Genomic DNA, 23,987 nt, shown 5'->3' with positions numbered 1-23,987 from the left:
CATACGACTAGACTTCAAAACCTGTCGGATTCAAACAACTCCGACAGGTTGTTCGTCACTGTGGGGTGATGTGTCCGCAAAACACGGAACGGACATACAGGGTGTACCAGGTTAAGGGTAAATCATGACATACAGAATCCAGATAGCGCTCTCGGCGGCGCTGGCACTTATTGCGGGACAATTGCACGCCCAGCGGCTCGATACGCCGCGCCCGGCCGAGACCCGGCTTGAAATCCAGGCCACGAAAGCGCCCGTGCCGCTCGATACACTTCCTTTTTGGTCCTCCGGAGAGGAAGACGTCTACTCGACCGGGATGGCCTGGCGCGATGCCGACAACGACGGCTACATTGACGCGTTTTTCTCCAACGGCAACGACATTGTCCGCGCGTCAAATTTCGTCTACCTGTCCAACCGGGGACAGCTCCCCGCAATGGCGTCGTGGTACAGCACAAATCAGGAGTACTCGGGGCACTGCGCGGTCGGCGATATCAACGACGACGGCTACGCCGACTTCGCTGTTTCGAATTTCCTCGGACCGCAGGGTTTCAGCCAGCCCAACCTGCTCAACATGTACCTGAACATCAAAGGCTCCCTGCACCCGTCTCCGGACTGGTACTCCGGAGACAGCGTCTACTCGTTCTCGTGCGCCCTGGGCGATGTCGACTCGGACGGCGACCTGGATCTTGCGGTGGCCACGGGCGAATCGTACAACGACGTCTCGATTTCCGATCGGATCTACTACAACGTGAACGGCGTGCTGCAGGCGCTGCCCGGGTGGCAATCGGCGGCGGCAACCCAGGCGATGGACGTGACCTGGGGAGATGTCGACAACGACGGTGATCTTGATCTCGCCTTCTGCTATGACGACCGCCCCGAAGCCGTGCACTACAACCACGGCGGCGTGCCGGAGACGGTTCCGTCATGGCAGGCCGGCACCAACCAGTCCGCGAATACGATTTTGTTCGGCGACGTCAACGGCGACGGTTGGCTCGACCTGCTGGTCGCCTATAACAGCCAGCTTAGCGGCAACGGGCGATTTGCCGTCTACTTCAACAATGGCAGCGGCGCCCTCGCCACTACCCCCGGCTGGGAATCGGCCACCGGAGGGTACGGGTCCGGCCTGTCGCTGTACGACTACGATAACGACGGCGACCGCGATCTCGCCGCCGGCCGATGGTTTGACCGCCCCCGCGTATATGAAAATACCGGCTCCACCTTCACGCCCGAACCGGTCTGGAGAGCCACCCCGTCCAAGACCGTTGAGGCGATGGCGTGGGTGGATGTCGATGCGCGCGGCGTCGAGTGGCGCGCCGATACGCTCACGGTCGATGGCTCCCGCCGCCTGTTCTACACCAGCCGTGACCCGCTCTACTCGCTGGACTCTGTCATCGCCGACGGCTCTCCGCTCGGGTACGACGACTTCTGCTACGACTTGGTCTCCGGTTGGATTTCGCTGGCACAAGCGCCCTCGACTGACCTCGTGGTTCACTACCAGTACTCGTTTACGAACGATCTGGCAATCTCGGACTGGGGCGGGTCGAACGACGCATACGGCAGCGCTCAGTCACCGTTTGTGATCATCGCCGCCGACACCACCTACGGATTTGCTCCCTTTACGGTGCAGTTTACGGACAGCTCGAACGGCGCGGGCAGCCAGAAATGGAAATTCGGCGACGGGACCGAATCCACCCAGCCGAACCCGCTGCACACCTACACTGAGGGCGGGCTGTACGATGTCTACCTCGAAAACGTCTCCGCCTCCGGGTGGCACAACCATACCGAACGAGATATGATCATCGTACTTGCGGACACCCTGACGGTCGGAATCGATACGATCGGCCCCGGCCAGCAGGCCGTCGTGCCGGTGTACCTCGCCAACAGCCAGCCGCTCGAGGAGATCATCATACCGTTTCGTATTCAGGACTACCCGGTCGACCTCACCTTTGTGGGAGCAGAACGCGGAGACCGCACGGCCTACTTCGAGACGCTGTCATACCTTTCGTACCAGGTTGTCGCCGGGGAGTACCGCATGACCCTCCGCCTCGCGGCTGACGACGGTAGCGGAGCCCTGCCCCTCGCGCCCGGCTCGGGCGAGATTCTTCGCCTGGTGTTTAACACCGGCGGCGCGCCGACCCCCGGCCAGTTCAACGTCGTCGACACGTTCTATCACTCGATGTACTCGATGGTGATGCACACGACATACATGGAGTATGTCCCCAAATCGTACAGCGGCGGTATTCTGGTCGGTGACCAGCGGTGCTGCGAGGACTTCACCGGAAATGTCGACAATGACCTCTCCGGAAACGTCGATTTATCCGATCTGATCTATTTCGTGAATTTCCTCTTCCTCGGCGGACCCGCGCCGGTTTGTCCGGCGGCGGCAAACGTCAACGGTGACGTCAACTGCGTGATGGATCTCTCGGACTTGATATACCTTGTCAACACCCTGTTTCTCGGCGGGCCCGCCCCGGCCGCCTGCGACCCGAATTGCGAATGAAACAGCACTCGTTCATCCATCCGTTCAACTCCGGCGCGGAGTATCTCACCGATGAGCGCTGCTACATCAACGAGTATCTGAACGAAGGCGCCGACGGAATGTCGATCGCGCGGGCACGCGTCGAACCCGGAATCACAACCGCGTGGCATCGACTCCACGGTGTGACCGAACGGTACGTGATTCTCGAAGGGAGAGGGCGCATGGAGATCGGCGACGAACCGGCGTTTGATGTCTACGCCGGCGACACCGTCGTGATACCGCCCGGTACACGCCAGCGAATCGCGAATATCGGCCCCGACGAGCTGGTCTTCCTGTGTCTGTGCACCCCGGGCTTTACCCCGGAGTGCTACGAGCCGCTCGAGTAGCCCGCTATAGCCAGCAGTCGGGAGTTGGCCCGCCAAGGAAAAGGAAGTTCACCAGGTAGATCAAATCGGACAGATCGGTCGCCCCGTCCCGATTTATATCGACAACGTCCCAGTCAGCCGGTGGCGGTCCATCGAGGAAAAGGTAGTTTACGATATAGATCAGGTCCGACAGGTCGGGCCCCGCCATATCGCCGTTCATGTCGCCGCATACGGCGTCCGGGACGCACTCGTACTGCACCACCGATACATTGTCGAGTCCACCTTCAACTTCCGAGTCCCCCGCCCTGTCGGCTGCATCGAAACGTACATATATGCCGTCGGTCAGCGCAACGTAGTCAGCCACCCGGAACGCATCGGCCTTCCATCCCCGCTCTGATCCCGTCCCCATATCGTAGTGTGCGACCGGAATCCAGTATGACCCGTACGTGTTGGAAATGTAGACCTCAAACTCATCCTCGAAGGGACCTCCGCTCTCGCTGCTGTAGAACCAGTACGAGTAGCGTATCCACGGATCCTCGACCTCAGTGAAATCGAACAGGGGTGAGTAGATGATCGTGACGCCTCCGTCGATATCGTCGAGTCGCGCCTCGTTCCCGGTGACGAAACACCGGCCGGAACCGGAAGCATCGGTCAGCGGCGAACCACCCACGCCGTGCCCGGCCGGGTAAGCGCGCTCCCAGATCCCGTCGGTCGCCGATCCCCAGACGGTCCAGCCCAGGTCGTCGTCGAAATCATCTGCCCAGACGACAGCCTGGTCGCTCTCGACCCGAACGACATGAGGCGCCTCCGGGCTCCCCTCGTACCACACGCCGGTCTGGACTTCATCGACCGTGATATAAAACGTGAATGTGCGCCCGCACTCGGCCGCCGGAAGGACCATGCGAAACGCGCCGTCCCCCAGGTCGACCAGCGGTTCCGTCGTATAAGGACTGTCGTCGACAGACCAGTGGTACTCGGCACTGCCGGGCACAAGCTGCGATCCGTAGGATCCCGATATAGTGAGATTCATTATGCAATCTTCGCCCGGGGCGGCGATGTCAGGCAGCGATTGGTCGAATTCGATTGTCACCAACGGCGGCGGCTCACTGGTGACCGCCACCGTGTATGCGGTCGCCAGCATGCCTTTGGTCATGCGCGTGAAGTAATCGAAATTAACGTAGCTGGTGCTGTCTCTGGCGCCGTGATAGACCGTGGAGAAATTCCGCTCCGCGAGAAAGACGGCCGGCCAGCCGAGTTGGTGAAACGGATAGTGATCGGAACCGCCCGACGTCCCCGCAAGGATGCCGTGAATTCCCACCAGCGAATCGGCGATCTGGTCCCACAGCAGCGGATAGTACGTTCCGTTGCCGTAGAACAGGTTGGCCTCACTGCTGTTTGTCAAATGCCCGATCATGTCCATGTTCAGCATGCATATGATCTGCTCACCCTGCAGGTACGCTCGTGATGCGTACTCCCACGATCCGTACAGCCCGATCTCCTCGGCATCAAAGAGAACGAAGTCGAGCGTGACATCGACATCGACATCCGACAGCGCCCGCGCAATCTCCAATACGGCCGCCGTTCCCGTTCCGTTGTCATCGGCGCCGGGACTGGCGGCAACCGCGTCCCGATGCGCCCCCACCACTATATGGTGGTCGGGATACACCGAACCCGTCTTCCGGGCGACTACGTTTTGACAGGACTTCAGCACACCGCTGAATTCATGATAGAAGCTGTCGATCACCACCGTATCGTAACCGAACTCCCCAAGCTTGGAAGCGATCCAGTCGCGGGACGCATAGTTCGAATCGGTCGCCACCGTCCGTCGCCAGAACGCCTGCAGACGATACAGGTAAGATACCAGTGAGTCGTACTCGATACGTTCGATCAGTGTGTCGAGACCCGGCGGGAGTTCGGCGGCTGCGCGTACGCCGAATTCGGCCGCCCGGTATTCGATTTGCAGCAGTTCGGTATGAAGTGGGGCGAGCTCGAACTGATTGCGCGAATCCGCCAGGGTGGCCGGTGGCACCCGATACAGCCGCAGCCCGTCCTGCTCAAAAAGCAGAGGGAAACGCCCGACATTGCGCCGGTCCGGACACATGTCAACCGCCAGCTCACCGAGTGAGATGTCGGCGGCCAGCAAGTCCATTTTCAGGGCTGACCCGGCTAACCGCTCTGCGCCGGCGGCGTCGACCAGAACAAGGTACGCGTTCTCGAGCCGCGTGACGGGCGTCACACGTGATGCCCGCAGCGTTCGGGCCTGCTCGTGCGACGTCACGTCGACACGATACAGATCACCCGCCCGCGCCGCCGTAACGGCTGTGAGTACAATCAGGGTGGCCGTCAACAAGGTTTTCATGTGATCTCCTCCCAGAGAGGTCGCCGGGTTCCGCTCCGATCGGACATAATCCTGACCGGTTATCCGAACTGTCGCGCATTAACGGGGTAAACGTGAGGAGTAAACCGCCGCGGATATCGTTAGCGAAAGATCGCTAATTTTGTCTACTTTGTCCAGTGCAAAGACTGGCCGACGTCCGGCCCGTCGCCGCCGCGATACTCTGCGGCAATCAATCGAGGATGGTACCGCGGCCGGGATATCCTGCGACGAGAGATCCAGCAAATCGACGAGAAGGCCGCTTCGGGTGCAATCGCCCCATGGTCGGTCGCACACCCCGACAAAATCTGACAATCCCGGTCCACGTATTGCACTCCAGCGCAGACGCATGTCCTTGTGATTAAATAGATTACATGGTGTCGCCTTTGAAGACGCAACTGTCCATATCATAAATCGTTTGACACCGGCCCCTTCCCGTCGCTCATTAAAGCATACTTCCGCTGGGTCATACCCGAAATTCTACAGACCAAGCGCTCCTCACACGCTTGAGAGAGGTGTGTCGATGAAGAGGTGGGTAGCAGGACTGGCCCTGTCGATATTCGTGTGCGCGGCATCGGATGCCGCCGCAAGCTGCATGACCTTTCGCTGGACTGCCACCGGCGATGATGGTCATATCGGCACTGCCACATACTATGATATTCGCTATTCCAGATCGGGCATCACCGAGGCTAACTTCTATTCCGCACAGCAGGTGATATTCCCGCCCATTCCCAGAGAGTCCGGATCGCCAGAACAATGGACGATCTGCGGGCTGCCGTCACTCACCGGCTACAACGTGGCGATCAAAGCCGGCGACGAGGCCGGCAACTGGTCCCCCGTTTCGAATGTCGCGTTTTTCGTGACCGACGAGCAGGTCGGGTTCCGGGGCGATGTCAACGGCAACGGCATTCATTATGAGGTCGGCGATGTCCTGCTGTTCACCAACTACTTTCTCTTTGGATCAACCGTCTTCACGGTCAATATCGTGCAGCAGATCGAGGCAACCGATGTTAACGCCGACGGCATTACGCTTACGGTGGCCGACCTGACCTACCTGATTCGCGTTGTGGTGGGTGACGCCTCGCCGCTGCTGAACCGGCTCAATCCACACGCCCAGCAGGTTTCCGTGGAAACGCGCCGGGACGGCCGGTCCGTGGTTATATCCACGGATGCCGTGGCGACTATCGGCACTGCGCTTTTTGTATGTGAAGTTGATGCCGACGCCGAGATCGGCATTCCCCGACTGAAACCGGCCGCGGCGGGAATGGATTTGACCTGGCATCGCGACGGCAATCAGCTGCGCCTGCTCGTGTACGATCTCGGTCACGCGCGGGTCGAATCCGGCAGGCACGACCTGATCGAGATTCCGCTGAGCGGTTCCGGAATGTTGAGAATCCTCTCCTCCGATATCGCCGACTTCGAAAGCCGCGCCTATCGGTCGGGATCGGTTGAGGAACTGCCGTCTCAATTTACGCTGGACCAGAACTACCCGAACCCGTTCAACCCGAGCACCACGATAAGCTACGCCCTGCCGTCGCCCGCCCTTGTCTCAGTCGACGTGTTTAATGTGCTGGGGCAAAAAGTGAGAACACTTGTGGACGAGACTCAGGAGGCGGGGCGACATGAAGTGGTCTGGGACGGCACCGATGCTGCCGGCATCACGGTATCATCGGGCGTGTACTTCTATCGTGTGACGGCAGACGATATCACCCGGTCGCGCAAGATGCTCCTGCTCAAGTGACCGGAATCGGCCGCTGCGGGGTCGACTACCAGCTGCCGCCACCGCCACCACCTCCGCCACCGCCCGAAAAGCCGCCGCCTCCTCCGCCGCTCCGCGTCCCGCTGCTGCGCGGCGCCGAGTACATCGCCGAACTCATGCTGGCGGTGGCCGCCGACAGCGAATGCGTGAAACTCGCTGTACTGAAGTGAGTGAATCCCCGGCTCGAGCGATACCAGTCGGGCGGCTGGTTGTAGATTCCTTCGAATGCGCCGGCCCATTGATCGGCGACATTGAGGGCGATCGCATACGGCAGATGCCGATAGAAGAGGTCTTTTTCCCCCATCCGCTCGAGCTGGTCTTTCTCCACCCGTTCCATAAACGTCTGGAAACCGCGCACATGCATGTTGGCTTCCGCCCCCAGCCGCGTCTTGGCCGGCATCGCTGCGCCGAAAAGCGCCACGATAAATGCGCTCGCGATCGCCGCAATAATCGGGCGAAAGGGTACGCTCTCGGCGGTGGCGAACCCCACAACAAACACCCCGATCGCAACCAGAACGGCGTACATGACGTACCGCCCGCGCACTTTGTCCGGCGCCGCAACGAAGTATTTCTTGTCCATCAGCATTTTTTGGACCGCACTTTTTAACGCCGGCAGGTGTTTGTAGAACTTGTTCTTGAGTTCGGATATAGCGACCGTGGCCGCCCCCGCTGGAAATAACGCGCTCAGGAGGCTGGCTTCGAACGGACCAAGGCCGGAGTCCGCCTCCTTCAATCGCGTCAGTTCATAGTCGGTTGACTCGAAAATGAGAATGGTGCGCGTCTTCTCTTCGATTCGCAGGTACCCCTTCACCGCCAGAGATATGACCGATGCGGTGATATCGCGCGGATCGAGCCGCTCATCGACAAGCGCGCCCGCCTCCGCGGGCGTGATCGGCGTCCCCCCCACTGCGGGCGGATCGTACTGGACCGTGATCGCCTCACGGACCTTGGGATCGCGGCCATAACGCCACCACTGCCGAATCATGAACAGAAGTACGAACACAGGAACGATCAGAGTCCAGTTGTCCCTGATGTTGGTCCGCCACAAAAACTGCTGCCAGGCCGACGGTGGCGTAACCACACCTTTGTTCCAACCGAGGGCGATCGTAAACCCCTCGTTCGCACCAAGGGGGTGCAATGTCCGAAAAGATGCCCCGAAGGCTGACGCCTCCCACACGCACGAAGTATCCGTAGACCCGCGCCGCCCCGTATAACAGCCGTACTGAAACCGTTCGGTATCCGCCCCGCTCGGCAGACGGATCGTCGCCGACGCCTCTTCGATCACCGCCTCCCACTCATCCCCCGTGACGTTCCAGTACAACTCGTCGTGGCGGTCGAGAAACAGTAAGGCGTTTTCGATGGTGTAGGTGATGACATACACCTGGCGGCCGTCGACATACCGATCCGGATCGCCGATCCGGATATGCACGACACTTCCGGTTCGTTCCACCTTCGTTTGCCACGCGTTGCCGCGATCGTCGGCGACGCCGGCCACGTCGATCGGCATTCGTATCGTTTCCCCGAGATCGGTCTGGTATTTGTAGGGGATATCCCGGAATATGCCGTGTCGCTCGCGATGGAACGTGACCTCGATCGACTCGACCACCGTGCACGTGGCGTCTTCGTGAACCTCGATATCGCTATGGAACCGATTGATCGTGAAATACTCGGCCCGCGCGTCGACCGACACAACCGAGCACACGATCGCAACAAGCAGGACGAGTCTCACCGCGCCGCCCGTCGTCAAACCGAACATAAGGCTTTGCCCATGCGCTTTCAGGAGAAGTCCGGTTTGACGGGCTTGCGTTCGACATCGGGCATGTCGAGCTGGAAGAACTCCCGCTGCTGAAACCCGAACATCGAGGCGACGATGTTCGACGGGAAGGACTCGATCATCGTGTTGTAGTCGCGCACCACGGCGTTGTAGTACCGACGCGCCTGCTCGATACCGTCCTCGAGCGATGAGAGCTGCTGCTGAAGCTGCATGAAATTCTGGTTGGCCTTCAAATCCGGATAGGCCTCCGCCACCGCAAACAGGCTCTTGAGCGTATCCTTGAGCATGTTCTCCGACCGCGCCATGTCGGCCGGACCGGTGGCCCTGGCCATCATCGACCGCGCTTCGGTCAACCGGGTGAGCACCTCTTTCTCGTGCGAGGCGTACCCCTTGACCGTCTCCACGAGGCTTGGAATCAGATCAAAACGTTTCTTCAGCTGGACGTCGATATCGGACCACGACGATTGCGCCGTATTTTTCAGACGCACCAGCCGGTTGTACAGTGTGATGGCCGCGATCGCTATGATAACGATGACGACGCTTAGAACAATCAACAGCGCCATGTCACGGGTCCTCCCGAGAGAGCTGTTTAAGAGTACGGCCGGACGAGCCGGCCCGGCGACAGTCAGTCTGCCGACTTGTCGCGGTGATGCAACCCCTCAAGATACAGGTTCAGATACCGGTTTTCAAGTTCCGTGTGGGTGGCCGTAACCTTGATGATGTCCCGCTGTGACACCAGCCCGATGATTTTGTCCTCATGGACGATCGGCACGTGCCGAATCCAGTTCTTATCCATAATCCCCGCGATATACTCGAGGTCGTCATCGGGCAAACCGACAATCAACTGATACGACATCACGTCGGACACTTTCAGCGTATGATACTCCCCCGTGGTCTGGTGAATTCGAAGAAAAATGTCCTTGTCGCTGATTATTCCTGTCAAATGGCCGTCGTCATCTACCACCGGCAGACAACCGATATTGTGCGTTATCATCAGATCCATGGCCTTGTCGATGGTGTGCGACGGCCGGGTCGTGATGACATCTCGCGACTTCTGCTCCAGCAGACTCCGTACGAGCATACTACACCCTTCCTTCAGCTTATTGTGATTGTCAAGCGCTCCCGGCAGTGGGTCAACCCTGTCGTCAATATAACTCCGGCAGCAGGGACCGACAACAAAAACGGGGCCGGATTCGGACCGCCGGTGCCTCCCGGAAAACACACTCGGACCCCGAATGCCGCCACGCAATCCAATAGTGTTCTCCGCCCTGTTCGTTGTATATTGTCCCGATGAGGAACCTCGAAGAATGAGCGAACGCGTGATATATGTCGTGATCGGCTGCGACACCGATCCGGACCGGGCCACGTTCAACCCGGATGCCGCACGCGCCACGACACTGATCTGGCGCGGATTGACTGAGGGCATTCCGCGCGCCAGGAAAGCTGTCGAGTCGATCCGCGACGCCGACGGTAAACCGCCGGTGTTCACCTGGTGCCTGCGGGCCGACCACCAGGTCAAAACCGCTCACGGCTCATACGCATATGTGATGGAGACATTCGCCGAGCAATTGATCGAGTTGGAGCGAGGCGGCGATGAACTGGCATGGCATCCCCACTTCTGGAATCACGACTCGGCACACGGGGGATGGTACCAGGAGTACCGCGATGTCAACTGGCAGATCGATATGCTCCGCGGCGCCTTCGACGCCTGCGAACGCACATTGCCCGGTCGCTTCCGCTCCGCACGCCTCGGCTGGACTTATCACAATAACACGACCTTCGCGGAGCTCGAGAAACTCGGGATACAGGTGGAATTCTCGGCTCTGCCGGGACATCGGATCGATCCCGGCCGCCGCGCCGGCCCCAACGCCAACTTCTTCGACTGGTCCATCACGCCGAATCACCCCTATTACGCCGCCGCTGCCGATTATCGGCGTCCCGCACGGGACGGAGAACCCGCCCGCACCATGCTTGAAGCCCCCGTGTTTGTGAGCCGGTCACGGGCCTGGTCCCTGTTTCGGGGAGCCGTGCTGGCGCGAAAAATGAAGGCTGCGGGGCAATTGCTTCTGGCCCTGCGGCACCCCTCATATTTCATCACGATTACCGGCAGGCCGGCGCTGTTTGCGCCGGTGCAAAACGAGGCCCGACTCGTGCTAAAACGATCCGACACCGTCTTCCTCGTCACCTATTTCCACCCCGATGAACTGCTCGAAACCGGCAACACCGTGTACTCACTCGAGCACCTGGTTCAGAACCTGAAGAACCTGATCGACCTGGCCGAACGGGAAAGCGCATCCCTGCGCTTTGTTCGGGCCTGCGACCTGCCCGCCCTCCTGCAAAAAAGCGCTCCTTCGGCGTCCGACTCTCTCTGAAAATCCGCTTGGAGGAACCGACTCGGTCCGTTACTATTACGGGCATCAGCCCGTATCGGCTAAGCCGCTTATCGGGAACAAGTTGACCGGTCGCGGGTATGCCGGATATGTCCCGCGCGGCACGTTGAAGGCTTCGAGTGAAGCTTCCGATGACACTACTGTACGGCGTCAGGCCACCGCGACGGGAGTTTGGAACGAATACGTCGCAGCAAGCCGTCAGGCAGCGTAAGGAATCATGCAATGGACAACACGGGAAAATTGAAACAGGTTTTCGCCGAGGCCCTTCAAATCGACATCGCCCGGGTCGCCGACAACCTCGAATACAACTCCATCCCGGAATGGGATTCGGTCGCCCACATGTCGCTCGTGGCGGCAATCGATAGCGCCTTCGACATCATGCTCGATACCGACGACGTCATCGACATGAGTTCCTTTGCCGAAGCCAAAAAGATCCTGGCGCGCTACGACGTGGAGTTTTAACATGTTGACCGGAAAGTGGGCACTGGTGACCGGTTCCAATCGCGGAATCGGTCGGACGATTATCGAAACATTCGCCGCCAACGGCGCGCATATCCTCGCGAACGCGCGCACCGAAGGATCGCTGGACAGCATCTGCCGGGATCTGACAGGCAGGCACTCAGTACACGCCCACCCGGTCTATTTTGATGTCTCCGACCCGGCGCAGGTCAAAGCCGGATTCCAGCACATCTTCAAAATCACCAAACAGCTCGATATAACGGTCAACAACGCCGGCGTACTGGACAACAGCCTGCTGGGGATGCTCAGCGCCCAAACGGCACAGCAGATGTTCGCCACCAACGCACTCGGCACAATCTACGTCATGCAGTACGCGGCCCGCATGATGATGAAACAAAAACAGGGTTCCATCATCAACCTCAGCTCGATTGTCGGCGTCAACGGCAACGCCGGACAGGTCGCCTACAGCGGCAGCAAAGCCGCCGTGGTGGGAATCACCCGGTCGGCGGCAAAAGAACTGGCACCGTCCAATATCCGGGTCAACGCAATCGCGCCCGGCTTCATCGACACCGATATGGTCCGGTCACTCTCTCAGGAGAAATTCCAGGAGCGGATGGATTCCATCAAGATGAACCGCATCGGCACGCCGCAGGACATCGCCGACTGCGCCTTATTCCTCGCCTCCGATCTCTCCCGATACATCACCGGCCAGATTATCGGCGTCGACGGGGGTATGCTGATTTGAGTTTTTTCGATGATCTGCGCCGGTTTGCCGACAGCGCCGCGGCCATCGACAGCGCCGGCAAACGGATCACCTATGCCGAACTGGCGACTGCGAGCGACCGCTTCGCCGATAACCTGCGCGGTGACAAGAAACGCCTGGTCTTCATCCTCTGCGGCAATAACATCGAGACCCTGACCGGTTACCTCGGTGTCGTGCGAAGCGGCCACACCGGCGTCCTGCTGGCCGCCAACACCGAGCCGGGCCTGCTCGCGAATCTGATCGAATTGTATCGCCCGGACTACATCTGGCGCCCCGCCGACGGCGAGGGACACATTACGTATGCCGCCGGCAACTACGAGTTGGTGAATCGTGATACGTCTCGCTCTGTTGAGATTCACCCCGCCCTGTCGCTGATGCTGTCTACCTCGGGAAGCACCGGCAGCCCCAAGATGGTCCGGCTGACGTCGGCCAACCTCGAAGCCAACGCCGCGTCGATCGCCGAGTATCTCGGCCTCTCCGCGCGCGAACGGCCGATCACGTCGCTGCCCGTGAATTACTCGTACGGCCTTTCCGTCATCAACAGCCACCTGAAAGTCGGCGCCGTCCTGCTGCTCACTGACGCATCTGTCATTACGCGACCGTTCTGGGACACGTTTCGCGATCTCGAGGCGACCTCGTTCGCCGGCGTGCCCTACACCTATGAGATGCTGCGACGGATCAGGTTCTTCTCGATGAGCCTGCCGAGCCTCAAGACCATGACCCAGGCCGGCGGCAAGCTGACGCCCACCTACGCGCGCGAATTCGCGGAGTTTGCCGCCGAGCGCGGCATCCGGTTCTTCATCATGTACGGTCAGACCGAGGCCACCGCCCGCATCTCGTACCTTCCCCCCGACCGGGCGCTGGACAAGTACGCCAGCATGGGCATCGCCATCCCCGGTGGCGTCCTCCGGATCATCGACAGCGCCGGGCACGACATCACCACGCCCGACACCGACGGTGAACTGGTCTACTCCGGGCCCAACGTCATGATGGGATATGCCGAGAGCGAATCCGATCTCGCGCGAGACGATGAACTCCACGGCGAACTGCGCACCGGCGACATCGCGCGCTTTGACGCCGATGGCTTCTTCTACATCACGGGCCGTATGAAGCGATTCATCAAGATCTTCGGCAACCGCGTCAATCTCGACGAGATCGAGCACTACCTCAAATCGCTCGGTTACAGCTCAGTCTGCGGCGGCCGCGACGATCTGCTCTGTATCGCCACCACCGACCACGACAAAGCCGGCGAAATCAAGGGCGTGGTCACGAAAAAGTACGGCTTCCATCACACCGCGGTGCGCGTCGCGGCGGTCGATGAGATCCTCAAAAGCGAGTCGGGAAAAATCCAGTACGAACGGATTTTCGAAGGGATGCTGCGGCCATGACACTCGACGAACTGCTCGGAGTCGGACCGTACAGCCTGCCGCGTCGCGAAAAGCAGGCCCTGCTGGTCGAGCATCTCAACGCGTTGACCGCCCACCATGCCGCACGGTGCCGCCCCTACCGCCGGATTCTCGATGCCTACGGGTACCGAGACAAAGGCCTGTCGTGGGCTGCCGTCGAAGAAATGCCGTACCTTCCGATCGGCCTTTTCAAGGAATTCGCACTCAAAAGCATTCCCGACGGCGACGTCATCAAAACGCTTACGTCGTCGGGCACAACCGGCCAGAAAGTCTCGCGCATCTTCCTCGATAAGGAAACATCGAGACGACAGACCCGCGCGCTGTCCGCAATCATGCAGGACTTCATCGGGGGCAAACGGCTGCCGATGCTCATTATCGACACGCCCAACGTCATCAAGGACCGCACGCTGTTTTCGGCGCGCGGTGCCGGGATACTCGGCCTGTCCAATTTCGGCCGCGACCATCTGTACGTGCTCGACGACCACATGCGGCTCAAGGTCGATGACCTCAAGAAGTTCCTGCTCGCCCATCCGGATGAACCTATCCTGCTGTTCGGCTTTACGTTTATGGTCTGGCAGCACTTCTATGAAGAACTGAAAGCGACATCCGCCGATATCGACCTGACCCGGGGTGTCCTGATCCACAGCGGCGGCTGGAAGAAGCTGACCGACAAATCGGTCGACAACGCCGCCTTCAAAAAGGCCCTGCGCGCCGTGTGCGGAATCACCCGCATACACAATTTCTACGGTATGGTCGAACAGATCGGATCGATCTACATGGAAGGTGATTCCGGGTACTTCCAGACGCCGGTCTTTTCCGATATCATCATCCGCGATCCTTACGATTGGTCGGTCCTGCCTGCCGGTCGTGAGGGAGTGATCGAACTGGTCTCGATTTTGCCCCTCAGTTATCCCGGCCACGCGCTGTTGACCGAGGATCTCGGACGAGTTGTCGGCGAAGACGATTCTCCGGACGGTCGCAGGGGCAAGTACTTCGAGGTGCTGGGGCGCGTGCCGAAAGCGGAGATTCGCGGCTGCAGCGATACCTATGCCGAGGAGGCGGCTGCCCGTGGAGTATAAAATCATTGCGCCGAAAGGCACAGACATCGACACCCTGGCGTCGCGCCGCGTGTTACCGCCGTTCGCCGAACCGGTCCTCGCGTTTGTCGACGCCGTCTCGGCACGCATCCTCAAGGACCCGCGCTTCAAACAGTATCCGGAACTCATGGCGATGGCCTTCTGGATGCGTCGCGGCAATATCGTAAAGCTCAAGGCCGACTTCGAATCGAAACGCGGCAGCCGCGCCTGGCTCGGCCGAGGCGTCGTGTTCCATATCGCGCCCGCCAATGTCGACACGATTTTCGTCTATTCCTGGTTTTTGTCCATGCTGGTCGGCAACATCAACATCGTGCGCGTCTCCAGCCAGGCCGATGAACAGCTCGACATCCTGCTGGGCGTCATCAACGAAATCGCCCGCGAATCGACACACACCGAAGTGCGCGACCGCTTCGCGATTGTCCGGTACGAACACAACGACGAGATCACCGGCTATTTCTCGTCGCTCTGTCACACCCGCGTCATCTGGGGCGGCGATGAAACCATTCGAAAAATCCGCGCTGTCGCGCTTGGGCCGTCGGCCACCGAGCTTGTGTTTGCCGACAAGTTCTCGTTCGCTCTCGTCGGCGCTCGGGGCTTCCTCGACCATGACAACAAGGACCGCCTGATCGAACAATTCTACAACGACTCGTACTGGTTCAATCAAAAAGCGTGTTCCTCGCCGCGCATGGTTGTCTGGGTCGGCGAGGAATCCACCGTGAACGACGCGCGCGGCGTCTTCTGGTCCCTGCTTGAGACTCTCGCGGAGAAAAAGAGACTCGGGTTCGCCCCCGCGCTGGCGATCAACAAACTGATAGCCGAATGCTCGGTCGCAATCGGCGCAAAAGATCTCGTAACGATCGAGCGCCACCGCACCAGCCTCGTCAACCGGGTGATACTGCAGAGCGCGGCCGATATCAACCGTGAATTGCAGTGCGGCGGCGGCCTCTTCTACGAACTGCGCATCGACAGCCTCGACCGCCTGGCCGATATCGTGCGGGACAAGGACCAGACCATTGTCACCTGCGGAATCAACCGCGCCGACCTCGCCGATTTCGTGCGCACGACCCGCCCGGCGGGCGTCTCGCGGATCGTCCCGTTCGGCGAGGCGCTGACCTTTTCGGCCGTCTGGGACGGCTACGATCTGCTCCGTGAGTTCTGCCGCGAGGTCGATATCACGGTGCGGTAGCCGCACCGCGTGCGTGTGATGATCACATGATTAGAGAATTTCAGGACAGCGACCTTCCCGAACTGCTGGCGTTTCTCGATCGCTGGAACCCCGACCACCCGGAGCTCGGCGAAGGCGAGATCGTCAAATGGCAACGCTGTTTCAAATGGATCTCCCGCTCGCGGGACGGAATCATCGGATATATTGCGCAGATTCCGCATGAATTTCGGTACGGTCTGCCGAGCGGCCGCGTGGGGGTGGAACGGCTGGGATGGGGCGTCACGCTGGTGCTTGATATGTCCGACGACGAGCGCGCGCAGCGCCGTCGTTCGGCCGCCGTCCATGAATTGCTGACCGCCGCCGAGAAGAACCAACCGTGGCAGTTTGCGGCCGTCGGGGTGGTGCCGATCATCGAAGAAGCCTACATCCGGCGGGGACACCATATCCGCCGCGATTGCGCCGGCATGTTCGCACGGTTTCTGAAACCCGCAAAAGCGCTCGCCTATCTGGGGAAATCATCGCTGTGGGCCCCCGCGCTGCGCGCCGCCAACGCAATCATCAGACCGTCAGGAACGCTGCGTCATGGGACCGTGACCAGAATCGAATCGTTTGACCCGGCGTGGGACGGCCTCTGGGACCGCCTGCTTTCAGAACAGAAACAGCTGTACGGCATACGGACCGCCGAGTACCTGAACTACAAGCTGACACAGCCCAACCGGGAGTACCATTGCTACACGCATTCCGATAACGGCTACGTCGTCTTTCGCCTCGCGACTCACCGGACGAGGGATCTCAAGCTGGTCAAAATCTGCGACCTCGTCGGCACTCCCCACGCAAAGACCGATCTCGCCTCGCTGGCCGTCGATTTCGCCTATACACACCACGCCCACGGCATCGTCGCCCTCGGTTCGAACGACGAACGTTCGATCTACAAGGCGGTGGGGCTATACGTCGCCCGGCCGTACCCCATCGCCATGCCTGCGCATATTACCGCTGACATGCACGTCACCTTCTTCGATTCGGATCTCGACAACCTCTGGTGATTGAATGAGCGGACAAATCGAACAGCAGCCGAACGGCCCTATGCACGCGCGCGAACCAAAACCGCTGACCGCACGCCGCATAATCATCGAGATCGTCAAATATGGGCTGATCGCGTTGGTCGTCTATTTCGCCGGCAAGCAGCTTATCGAAAACTGGACGGAAGTCAAGAAGTACGACTGGACAATAAACTGGCCTCTGCTGGTCTGTTCTGTTGCGTTGCACATTCTCGCGTTCACCCTCTTTGCGTCGACATGGTGCATCCTCATGCGCGCGTTTGGGCACCACATTACCATCGCACAGGGCTTCAAGGTTTCATACGTCGTTAATCTCGGCAGGTACATCCCCGGTAAAGTCTGGCCCATTCTCGGGCAGGTGTACATGCTCAGGAAAATCAACGTCACTCAGGAGGAGGCGATAACAAGCTGGGGAATCGCCACCATCCTCGGCCTGCCGGGCGCCTTCCTGGCCGGTTTTATTGCCATCGGGTTCCATCCGCAAATGCTCCAGCAGACCCTCGGCGACAACGTCGGATGGGGACCGATTGCCGCCGTATTGGTCACTATCGGCGGGTCGTTTCTCCTCGCCCTCGCGCCTCAGAAGACCATGCTGCCGGTCAACTTCCTCTTGAAACTGCTGGGTCGCAAGCCGGTCGAACTCAAACTCACGATGAAAGTGATCTTCCAGGTCTACGGCGGATATTTCGTCAGCTGGGTGTTTTATGGAATCGCCTTCTACACCTTCGTGCGATCCATCGTCCCCGATGCGCCCGTTCCCCCCGTGGCGGCGATGGGCGCCTTTGTCATGGCCTATATCATCGGCTGGCTCGCGCTATTCTCCCCCGGCGGAATCGGCGTGAGAGAACTGGTGCTTATTTCGGTTCTTTCACCGTTCATGGGAACCCCCGCCGCATCCGGTATCGCTGTGGCCGCGCGCGTGTGGAATCTGTGCGCGGAATTCATCGCCGCCCTGATCGCCCTCTCTATCAAGTTGGAGCGTAGCGTACCGGGGAAGATTACTCCCCGATGACGACTTCTTGCGGATCGTACTCGCACAGATGTCCCGGGACCGGTTTTTTTATTCGCCTTCGAGGTGCTTCTTGAGCGCCCCCAGCACGTAGCCCCAGGCGCGGTCGAAATAGTCGTAGATTTCCTGCCACTGCTCCGGCTCACCCCAGCCCAACTGCGAAAGCGCCACCCGCACCTGTCCCGGCTCGATCTCGTCGAACTGCACCACCACCCGGGTCTTGATATACCGCCGCTCCCCGAACTGCGGGGGCGCATTCCACTCGAACGACAGCATTTCCATCGGCAAAAAACTCAGCACCCGGCAATCTTCCGAACCGCGCTCGCCCGGAGGAGCCTCGGTTGAGAAGTACCACTCGTACGCCCCGCCCACGCGAAGCTGCACGTTTGCATCGGCCGCGATGAAGCTCTTCACTCCCTCACTCGTCGTCCAGCACCGCCATACGTCGGCCAGCGGCGCCGCAACGACCACCTCCTTGCGAAGCACCGTCTCCGTCGGATTCTCGACTGCCCGGAAAACAGGCGCCTTCGACGCCATCAACGATGCTACCATCGGGGATATCTCATATGTGTGCACACCCTGCACCACCGACGGTTCTTTCTCCATGATGGCGCGCGCCTCCTCCTCCGAACGCACTTCGAGCACGATCAACCCGAACTGCTCGGACACCGGCCCCGCCATCAACACCGTGCCCCGGCGCGTCAACTCCTTCAAATACTTGAAGTGCTCGCTCATAATCCGCTCTTCGTCCGGGGTCATATTGTCCGGCCATCCGTCGCGGGTGCCGAGCAGTGTTATCATGAAATGCCGTGGCTTGTCGCTCATCGGTTGCTCCTCCTGCTGGGCCGATACGGAAACCGTCGCCAGGCACCAGACGACTGCAGCGACGACCAGTCCCACACGTCCGGGCAAGCGTATCTTCTTTTTTTTCAATGGCATGTAATCCTCCACCTGTTGGCGTCTCCGGTCTGGTCGGGGTATGGCGCCGAACCCGAATCCGGCATCGCCATGATACGCGTTTACATCCCGCTTCGCCAGTCCCCACCGTCCATTTTCCCAATCCCCTTGACAGGGGACCTATTTGGTCGTATCGAGTGAACCTTTGGCTGCCCGTAGCGTTGGAGCAGTAAAGCTGTCGCTTCTGCAGCGTGCCGGCCTTGCGGTCGGACCGCCGGATTGCGTACCAGAGTGTGAGGACGAAAGTAATGATGTTTCGCAAGAACGAAAAAGAGACCGCCACCACCGCCCCGTCGGCTGCGCCCAAAGCGATGCCGGCCCGCTCCGTGCCGCCGTCACTTGCCGGCGTTAAACACATCGTGGCAGTCGCCAGCGGCAAGGGAGGTGTCGGGAAATCCACGGTCGCGGCTAACCTGGCGTTCGCGCTCAAACAGCGGGGCTACCGGGTCGGGCTGATGGATGCGGATATCTACGGCCCCAGCCAGCCGGGCATGCTCGGGGCCGGGTCCGACAAAGCCGCCATCACCGACGACCAGAAACTGACCCCCGTCAGCCGCCACGGGATCGATTTCATCTCGATCGGCCTGCTTATCGACGAGGACACACCGGTCATCTGGCGCGCGCCGATCGCCATGAAAATGATTATGCAATTCATCGGCGCCGTCGAGTGGGGCGAGCGCGACTTTCTCCTGATCGACCTCCCCCCGGGCACCGGCGACGTGCAGCTCACGCTGGCGCAGCAGGCCGCCCTCACCGGCGCCGTCATCGTCACGACTCCGCAGGATGTCGCCCTCGGTGTCGCAAAAAAGGGACTCCGGATGTTCGAACAGGTCAATGTCCCCGTCCTCGGCATCATCGAAAACATGAGCGGCTTCACCTGCACACACTGCGGCAAGACGACCGCCATCTTCAAGGAAGGCGGAGGCAGGACGATGGCGGAGCGCCTGGGCGTCCCCTTTCTCAGCGCGATTCCGCTCGACCCGGAGATCATGATGTCCGGCGAGCAGGGCGCCCCCGTCGTGTCGGCGTCCCCGGACAGCGAGCCGTCCAGAGCGTTTCTGAAAGTCGCCGACCGTCTCGCCGAAGAAATCACCCGCCGTCAGGCCTGCGATGGTACCGAGCCGCTGGCGCTGGAGTTGACCGATGATCGCACCCTGACAATCGACTGGCCCGGCGATCTCCGCACACGGCACACCGCCTACCATCTGCGCAAGTCCTGCACGTGCGCCAATTGCATCGACGAGGACACCGGCAGACAACTGCTCGACCCGTCCCGCGTTCCCCTCGATATCAGCATCACCGACATCAAACCCGTCGGCCGGTACGGTCTGAGCATCACGTTCTCCGATCGTCACTCCACCGGCATCTACACTTTTGACCACTTGCGTTCGATCGACGAAGGCGACTCGGCTGAAGACCGCCCGCCGTCGTTTGATGTGTAATCCGGAGGTACTGCCATGAGCGCCACCAGCGACATAAGAATAACCGGCGAGCCGCAGCTCGACCCGCACATATGCAAATTCACGCTCAGTCATCCGGTCTATCCGGAAGGATCAGTGCGATGCACCAGTCGCGAGATGGCCGAGGGCTCGCCGCTGCTGGAGGCGTTGTTTGCGATCGACGGCATCAGCCAGGTGTTCGTCTACAACAACGTGGTCATGATTGCCAAGCGCAGCGAAGACGACTGGCCCACCCTGGGCCGACAGATCGGCTCCGCCATCCGGTCAGCTATCGCAAGCGGACGGCCGTTGATCAGCGATGCGGTTCGTCGGCGCCTGCCCTCGGAACAGCAATTGCGCGAGAAACTGGAAGCCCTGGTCGAGAGCGAAATCAATCCGGCGGTCGGGCAGCACGGTGGCCATGTCGAAGTGGTCGACGTTCGCGGGACGTCCGCGTACATCAGCTTTTCCGGCGGCTGTCAGGGATGCGCGGCATCGTCCGTGACACTGAAACAAGGGATCGAGAAGATCGTCTTCTCTCATCTGCCTGAGATCACCGAAGTTGTTGATATGACCGATCATGCCGCCGGCATGAATCCATACTACTCCGGCTCCTGATTGTGCCGGAAGGGGCCCTGGCGAGGGGCGCAACGCCCGGGGGCAATAACACATCCGGGCGCCCGTGGCAAAAATCCGATTTACGGGGCGATGCGATTGTTATTTATTGTAAACATATGCGCACCTCCTTCGTTGTATACGTGAGCCTCCCGCCGTTTGCGGGAGCAGGGACCACCATCACTTCTTCGGTAACAGCAGGAATCGATGACTTCTTCCGCTCGTAATCTCCCCCGCATCGCCGCTATCGCCATGACTCTTGTCGCCGTGACGGTTTCGGCTGGATTTGCCCGCTCCGCCATGGAATCCGCCGGACAGGACCGCTCAGCCGCGCCGGCATCGGCCGCATACCCGGCCTATTGCTACGCCGCCCACAACATCGGACGAATCGGCTTCACCGTCTCCAACTGGGGCCAGTTCGGCTCCGGCGCCGATCTGCCCTGGATCGATTGCGTCACGGGCGACCGCGTCCCCGATGCCGAGTACCCGCTCGGAAGCGGTACCGTCTATCTGTTTAAGGGCGGCATCTGGGTCGGCGCCGTGGTCGGCAACGACACGCTCGTCTCGACCGCCACCGATCGGTTTACGTCGTCACGCGAATTCGCCCCCGATTCACCGCCCTTCGGTGATATCGTGCGACGCGTGCAGACCTTCGATCCGCTCAACAACGAACCCAGCGATGCACTGTCGGAACAGGACTTCATCGCCGTCTATACCGACACCTTTACGTTCAACAATCCGTTTCCGTCGTTTGACGGTTACGACGGTCGCTCCCACAAACCGCTCGGCGTCGAAATCACGCAGCGGTCGTACATGTGGTCGTTCGGCTATGCCGACGACTTTGTGCTGCTCGAATACCAGGTCAAAAACATCGGCAAACAACTGCTCAAAGACGTGTTTTTCGGATTCTATATGGATCCCGATGTTTCCGTCTACCATCCCACCTTCAGCCCCATCCAGAGCGACCGCCCCAGCAAGCCAATCGAAGGCGGCGAAGATGACGTCACCGGGTACCTGTTCTCATATCCCGGGGAGCGCGACGGCTGCGAATGGGAAGACACCCTTCGACTCGCGTGGGCTATCGACGCGGACGGCGATTACGCCTCCGGGAAATTCTCCGTACCCAACGTCACCGGCGTCCGTCTGCTCAGCGATCCGGTGAACAATGAGTACGTGACCTACAACTGGTACATTCAGGATTCGTACGCCCCCGATGACTACGGACCGCAGAAGCGGGTCAACCTGCGGCGGATGATCGCCGGCGGCCTCGGCAGCCCCTCGGGCGACCGGGAACGCTATTTCCTCATGAGCAACGGCGAAATCGACTACAGTCAGATCTTCCAGTATGGCATCAGGGCCACTGACCCCGAATGGACATACATGGATAACCGCAACAAAGCGATCCAGATATCTCAGGGGGCCGACATCCAGTACATTCTCTCCGTCGGGCCCAACTACCTGCCCCCCGGCGCCTCGTACACCATCCCCTTCGCGTTTGTCGGAGGCGAAGGGTTCCATACCTACAACCGCAACGTCATGTGGAACCTCCGCAACGCTTACCGACCCGAACGCTACCTGTCGTTTCTGAATTTTCCCGAATTCGCGCAAAACGCCGTGTGGGCCTCATGGGTATACGACAATCCCGGCGTCGACACGGATGGCGACGGGTACGCCGGCAAGTTCCGCGTCTGCGTCTATGATTCGGTTTTCGTGGACGGCCAGTGGGTGCCTTCGGTCGTTGACACATTCTACTATCAGGGCGACGGCGAGCCCGACTACCGGGCCGCATCTCCTCCTCCCGCACCGCGCGTATGGGTCGAACAGTCGCTGCTGGGACTGCGCCTTCGCTGGAATGGGCAGGAATCGGAAACCTCCCAGGATATTTTCTCCGGCATCAACGACTTCGAGGGATACCACGTGTATTTCGCACGCGACAACCGCGATGCCAGTTTTACCATGGTCTCGACCTACGATATCGAGAATTACGACAAGTACGTCTTCAACACCAAAAAACAGCCGGAGCCCGGCTTCGAACTGCGCGACCACCCCTTCACCATCGACTCTCTCCGCTGCCTGTACGCAAGGGGCAGCGACGGGTGCCTCGACACGCTGTGGGACCCGCTCTGGTACTCACCGGCGGCCCCGTACGTACATCCGGACTTCCCCGACTCCGCGTTTTACTTCGTCAGGCATGAATACAACGCCTCCAGCCTGACCGAGCCGAACGGTATCAAAAAGAGATATCCGGACGCGCGCGTCCCGATTCCGCCGCTCACCGATGACGATTACACGCCGGACGGGTATCTGAAGTACTACGAATACGAATACACGATCAACAGCCTCCTGCCGACCGTGCCGTACTGGGTGACTGTTACCGCGTTTGATTTCGGCTCCCCGGTAGCCGGGCTGAAGCCGTTGGAGACCTCCCGCACCCTTCGCGCGGTCGAGGCCTACGCCGCCGGATCGGCCAACCAGCTCGGCGATGTCCTCCCCGATGTCTTCATCTATCCAAATCCGTACCGGATCGACGACGAGTACATCGCGAATGGCTACGAGGGGCGCAATCCGCGCTTTTTTATCCCCGACCGCCTCCGGCGAATCCACTTCGAAAACCTGCCCCCCCGGTGCACGATCAAGATTTTCTCTCTCGACGGCGACCTGATTCGCGAACTTGAGCACGATAAGTCCCCGTCGGATCCCACGGCCCATCACGCCGAATGGGACCTCATCTCCCGCAACACCCAGATGATCGTATCGGGGATTTACTACTGGGTCGTCGAAGACTACGACTCCGGCCGGGTACAGATGGGCAAACTGGTCGTCATCCTGTAAATCCCGCCGCAGTCCCAAATACGCGACAGGCCGCCCCGACTGAATCGAG

The 23,987-nt window shown here is 60.1% G+C and carries 19 protein-coding genes; 14 read left to right on the top strand and 5 right to left on the bottom strand.

The annotated features are described in order from the left end of the window. The first annotated feature begins 124 nt into the window (after positions 1 to 124). On the top strand, positions 125 to 2,497 hold the full coding sequence (locus RBT76_14695; GenBank protein ID MDX9859032.1) for an FG-GAP-like repeat-containing protein: 2,373 nt from the start codon (positions 125 to 127) through the stop codon (positions 2,495 to 2,497). Then, on the top strand, positions 2,494 to 2,862 hold the full coding sequence (locus RBT76_14690) for a cupin domain-containing protein (GenBank protein MDX9859031.1): 369 nt from the start codon (positions 2,494 to 2,496) through the stop codon (positions 2,860 to 2,862). Before RBT76_14695 ends, RBT76_14690 begins: the two co-directional genes overlap by 4 nt. A gap of 4 nt (positions 2,863 to 2,866) precedes the next feature. Here the strand turns inward: RBT76_14690 and RBT76_14685 are convergent, their stop codons facing one another. After that, positions 2,867 to 5,200, bottom strand: a complete 2,334-nt coding sequence (locus RBT76_14685; GenBank protein MDX9859030.1) for a M28 family metallopeptidase — start codon at positions 5,198 to 5,200, stop codon at positions 2,867 to 2,869. A gap of 538 nt (positions 5,201 to 5,738) precedes the next feature. On the opposite strand from RBT76_14685, the gene RBT76_14680 reads away from it, so the two are divergent. Continuing rightward, a complete protein-coding gene (locus RBT76_14680) occupies positions 5,739 to 6,956 on the top strand; it encodes a FlgD immunoglobulin-like domain containing protein (GenBank protein ID MDX9859029.1) in 1,218 nt (405 codons plus the stop codon). Positions 6,957 to 6,981: 25 nt separating this feature from the next. On the opposite strand, the gene RBT76_14675 is transcribed toward RBT76_14680, so the two are convergent. The 3 genes from RBT76_14675 to RBT76_14665 form a co-directional block, all read right to left on the bottom strand. Further along, on the bottom strand, positions 6,982 to 8,730 hold the full coding sequence (locus RBT76_14675) for a DUF2207 domain-containing protein (protein MDX9859028.1): 1,749 nt from the start codon (positions 8,728 to 8,730) through the stop codon (positions 6,982 to 6,984). 20 nt (positions 8,731 to 8,750) lie between these two features. Continuing rightward, the gene (locus RBT76_14670; GenBank protein ID MDX9859027.1) at positions 8,751 to 9,311 is read right to left on the bottom strand and encodes a LemA family protein; all 561 of its coding nucleotides are present in this window, start codon (positions 9,309 to 9,311) and stop codon (positions 8,751 to 8,753) included. 62 nt (positions 9,312 to 9,373) lie between these two features. Beyond that, positions 9,374 to 9,829, bottom strand: a complete 456-nt coding sequence (locus tag RBT76_14665) for a CBS domain-containing protein (protein MDX9859026.1) — start codon at positions 9,827 to 9,829, stop codon at positions 9,374 to 9,376. A gap of 226 nt (positions 9,830 to 10,055) precedes the next feature. Here RBT76_14665 and RBT76_14660 point away from each other — a divergent pair, with 226 nt between their 5' ends. The 8 genes from RBT76_14660 (at position 10,056) to RBT76_14625 (ending at position 18,098) form a co-directional block, all read left to right on the top strand. Then, positions 10,056 to 11,120, top strand: coding sequence for a hypothetical protein (locus tag RBT76_14660; protein MDX9859025.1), 1,065 nt, complete (start codon positions 10,056 to 10,058; stop codon positions 11,118 to 11,120). A 240-nt stretch (positions 11,121 to 11,360) separates the two neighbouring features. Further along, positions 11,361 to 11,600: an acyl carrier protein gene (locus RBT76_14655; protein ID MDX9859024.1), complete on the top strand. Its 240-nt coding sequence runs from the start codon at positions 11,361 to 11,363 to the stop codon at positions 11,598 to 11,600. 1 nt (position 11,601) lies between these two features. Then, positions 11,602 to 12,342, top strand: coding sequence for an SDR family NAD(P)-dependent oxidoreductase (locus RBT76_14650; GenBank protein ID MDX9859023.1), 741 nt, complete (start codon positions 11,602 to 11,604; stop codon positions 12,340 to 12,342). Further along, on the top strand, positions 12,339 to 13,748 hold the full coding sequence (locus tag RBT76_14645) for an AMP-binding protein (GenBank protein MDX9859022.1): 1,410 nt from the start codon (positions 12,339 to 12,341) through the stop codon (positions 13,746 to 13,748). The genes RBT76_14650 and RBT76_14645 overlap by 4 nt, the downstream gene beginning before the upstream one ends. Beyond that, positions 13,745 to 14,845 carry an acyl-protein synthetase gene (locus RBT76_14640; GenBank protein ID MDX9859021.1) on the top strand — a complete coding sequence of 367 codons (1,101 nt, stop codon included), beginning with the start codon at positions 13,745 to 13,747 and terminating at the stop codon, positions 14,843 to 14,845. The genes RBT76_14645 and RBT76_14640 overlap by 4 nt, the downstream gene beginning before the upstream one ends. Beyond that, positions 14,835 to 16,049, top strand: a complete 1,215-nt coding sequence (locus RBT76_14635; GenBank protein ID MDX9859020.1) for an acyl-CoA reductase — start codon at positions 14,835 to 14,837, stop codon at positions 16,047 to 16,049. The genes RBT76_14640 and RBT76_14635 overlap by 11 nt, the downstream gene beginning before the upstream one ends. A 26-nt stretch (positions 16,050 to 16,075) precedes the next feature. Beyond that, positions 16,076 to 17,071: a hypothetical protein gene (locus RBT76_14630; GenBank protein ID MDX9859019.1), complete on the top strand. Its 996-nt coding sequence runs from the start codon at positions 16,076 to 16,078 to the stop codon at positions 17,069 to 17,071. 4 nt (positions 17,072 to 17,075) lie between these two features. Continuing rightward, entirely contained in the window at positions 17,076 to 18,098 is a 1,023-nt protein-coding gene (locus RBT76_14625) for a lysylphosphatidylglycerol synthase transmembrane domain-containing protein (GenBank protein ID MDX9859018.1), read from the top strand. Positions 18,099 to 18,146: 48 nt separating this feature from the next. Here RBT76_14625 and RBT76_14620 read toward each other — a convergent pair whose 3' ends face one another. Beyond that, positions 18,147 to 19,034 carry an SRPBCC domain-containing protein gene (locus RBT76_14620; GenBank protein MDX9859017.1) on the bottom strand — a complete coding sequence of 296 codons (888 nt, stop codon included), beginning with the start codon at positions 19,032 to 19,034 and terminating at the stop codon, positions 18,147 to 18,149. Positions 19,035 to 19,300: 266 nt separating this feature from the next. Here RBT76_14620 and RBT76_14615 point away from each other — a divergent pair, with 266 nt between their 5' ends. From RBT76_14615 to RBT76_14605, 3 genes are all read left to right on the top strand, one after another. Next, positions 19,301 to 20,494: a P-loop NTPase gene (locus RBT76_14615; protein ID MDX9859016.1), complete on the top strand. Its 1,194-nt coding sequence runs from the start codon at positions 19,301 to 19,303 to the stop codon at positions 20,492 to 20,494. A gap of 15 nt (positions 20,495 to 20,509) precedes the next feature. After that, positions 20,510 to 21,109 carry a NifU family protein gene (locus RBT76_14610; protein MDX9859015.1) on the top strand — a complete coding sequence of 200 codons (600 nt, stop codon included), beginning with the start codon at positions 20,510 to 20,512 and terminating at the stop codon, positions 21,107 to 21,109. 204 nt (positions 21,110 to 21,313) lie between these two features. Then, positions 21,314 to 23,938 (top strand): hypothetical protein, encoded by a 2,625-nt coding sequence (locus RBT76_14605; GenBank protein MDX9859014.1) that lies wholly within the window; start codon positions 21,314 to 21,316, stop codon positions 23,936 to 23,938. Positions 23,939 to 23,987 lie beyond the last annotated feature (49 nt).

The sequence above is a fragment of the Candidatus Zixiibacteriota bacterium genome (assembly GCA_034003725.1).
Classification (GTDB): domain Bacteria; phylum Zixibacteria; class MSB-5A5; order GN15; family FEB-12; genus WJMS01.
Note: the sequence above shows the minus strand (reverse complement) of the source record. Positions and strands in the feature narration are given on the sequence as shown.

Excerpts from the sequence above, each read along its gene's own strand:
- RBT76_14625 (MDX9859018.1), top strand. The coding sequence starts at position 17,076 with ATGAGCGGACAAATCGAACAGCAGCCGAACGGCCCTATGCACGCGCGC.
- RBT76_14695 (MDX9859032.1), top strand. The coding sequence starts at position 125 with ATGACATACAGAATCCAGATAGCGCTCTCGGCGGCGCTGGCACTTATT.
- RBT76_14655 (MDX9859024.1), top strand. The coding sequence starts at position 11,361 with ATGGACAACACGGGAAAATTGAAACAGGTTTTCGCCGAGGCCCTTCAA.
- RBT76_14685 (MDX9859030.1), bottom strand. The coding sequence starts at position 5,200 with ATGAAAACCTTGTTGACGGCCACCCTGATTGTACTCACAGCCGTTACG.
- RBT76_14690 (MDX9859031.1), top strand. The coding sequence starts at position 2,494 with ATGAAACAGCACTCGTTCATCCATCCGTTCAACTCCGGCGCGGAGTAT.
- RBT76_14610 (MDX9859015.1), top strand. The coding sequence starts at position 20,510 with ATGAGCGCCACCAGCGACATAAGAATAACCGGCGAGCCGCAGCTCGAC.
- RBT76_14640 (MDX9859021.1), top strand. The coding sequence starts at position 13,745 with ATGACACTCGACGAACTGCTCGGAGTCGGACCGTACAGCCTGCCGCGT.
- RBT76_14660 (MDX9859025.1), top strand. The coding sequence starts at position 10,056 with ATGAGCGAACGCGTGATATATGTCGTGATCGGCTGCGACACCGATCCG.
- RBT76_14670 (MDX9859027.1), bottom strand. The coding sequence starts at position 9,311 with ATGGCGCTGTTGATTGTTCTAAGCGTCGTCATCGTTATCATAGCGATC.
- RBT76_14620 (MDX9859017.1), bottom strand. The coding sequence starts at position 19,034 with ATGCCATTGAAAAAAAAGAAGATACGCTTGCCCGGACGTGTGGGACTG.
- RBT76_14665 (MDX9859026.1), bottom strand. The coding sequence starts at position 9,829 with ATGCTCGTACGGAGTCTGCTGGAGCAGAAGTCGCGAGATGTCATCACG.
- RBT76_14605 (MDX9859014.1), top strand. The coding sequence starts at position 21,314 with ATGACTTCTTCCGCTCGTAATCTCCCCCGCATCGCCGCTATCGCCATG.
- RBT76_14675 (MDX9859028.1), bottom strand. The coding sequence starts at position 8,730 with ATGTTCGGTTTGACGACGGGCGGCGCGGTGAGACTCGTCCTGCTTGTT.
- RBT76_14630 (MDX9859019.1), top strand. The coding sequence starts at position 16,076 with ATGATTAGAGAATTTCAGGACAGCGACCTTCCCGAACTGCTGGCGTTT.
- RBT76_14680 (MDX9859029.1), top strand. The coding sequence starts at position 5,739 with ATGAAGAGGTGGGTAGCAGGACTGGCCCTGTCGATATTCGTGTGCGCG.
- RBT76_14615 (MDX9859016.1), top strand. The coding sequence starts at position 19,301 with ATGATGTTTCGCAAGAACGAAAAAGAGACCGCCACCACCGCCCCGTCG.
- RBT76_14650 (MDX9859023.1), top strand. The coding sequence starts at position 11,602 with ATGTTGACCGGAAAGTGGGCACTGGTGACCGGTTCCAATCGCGGAATC.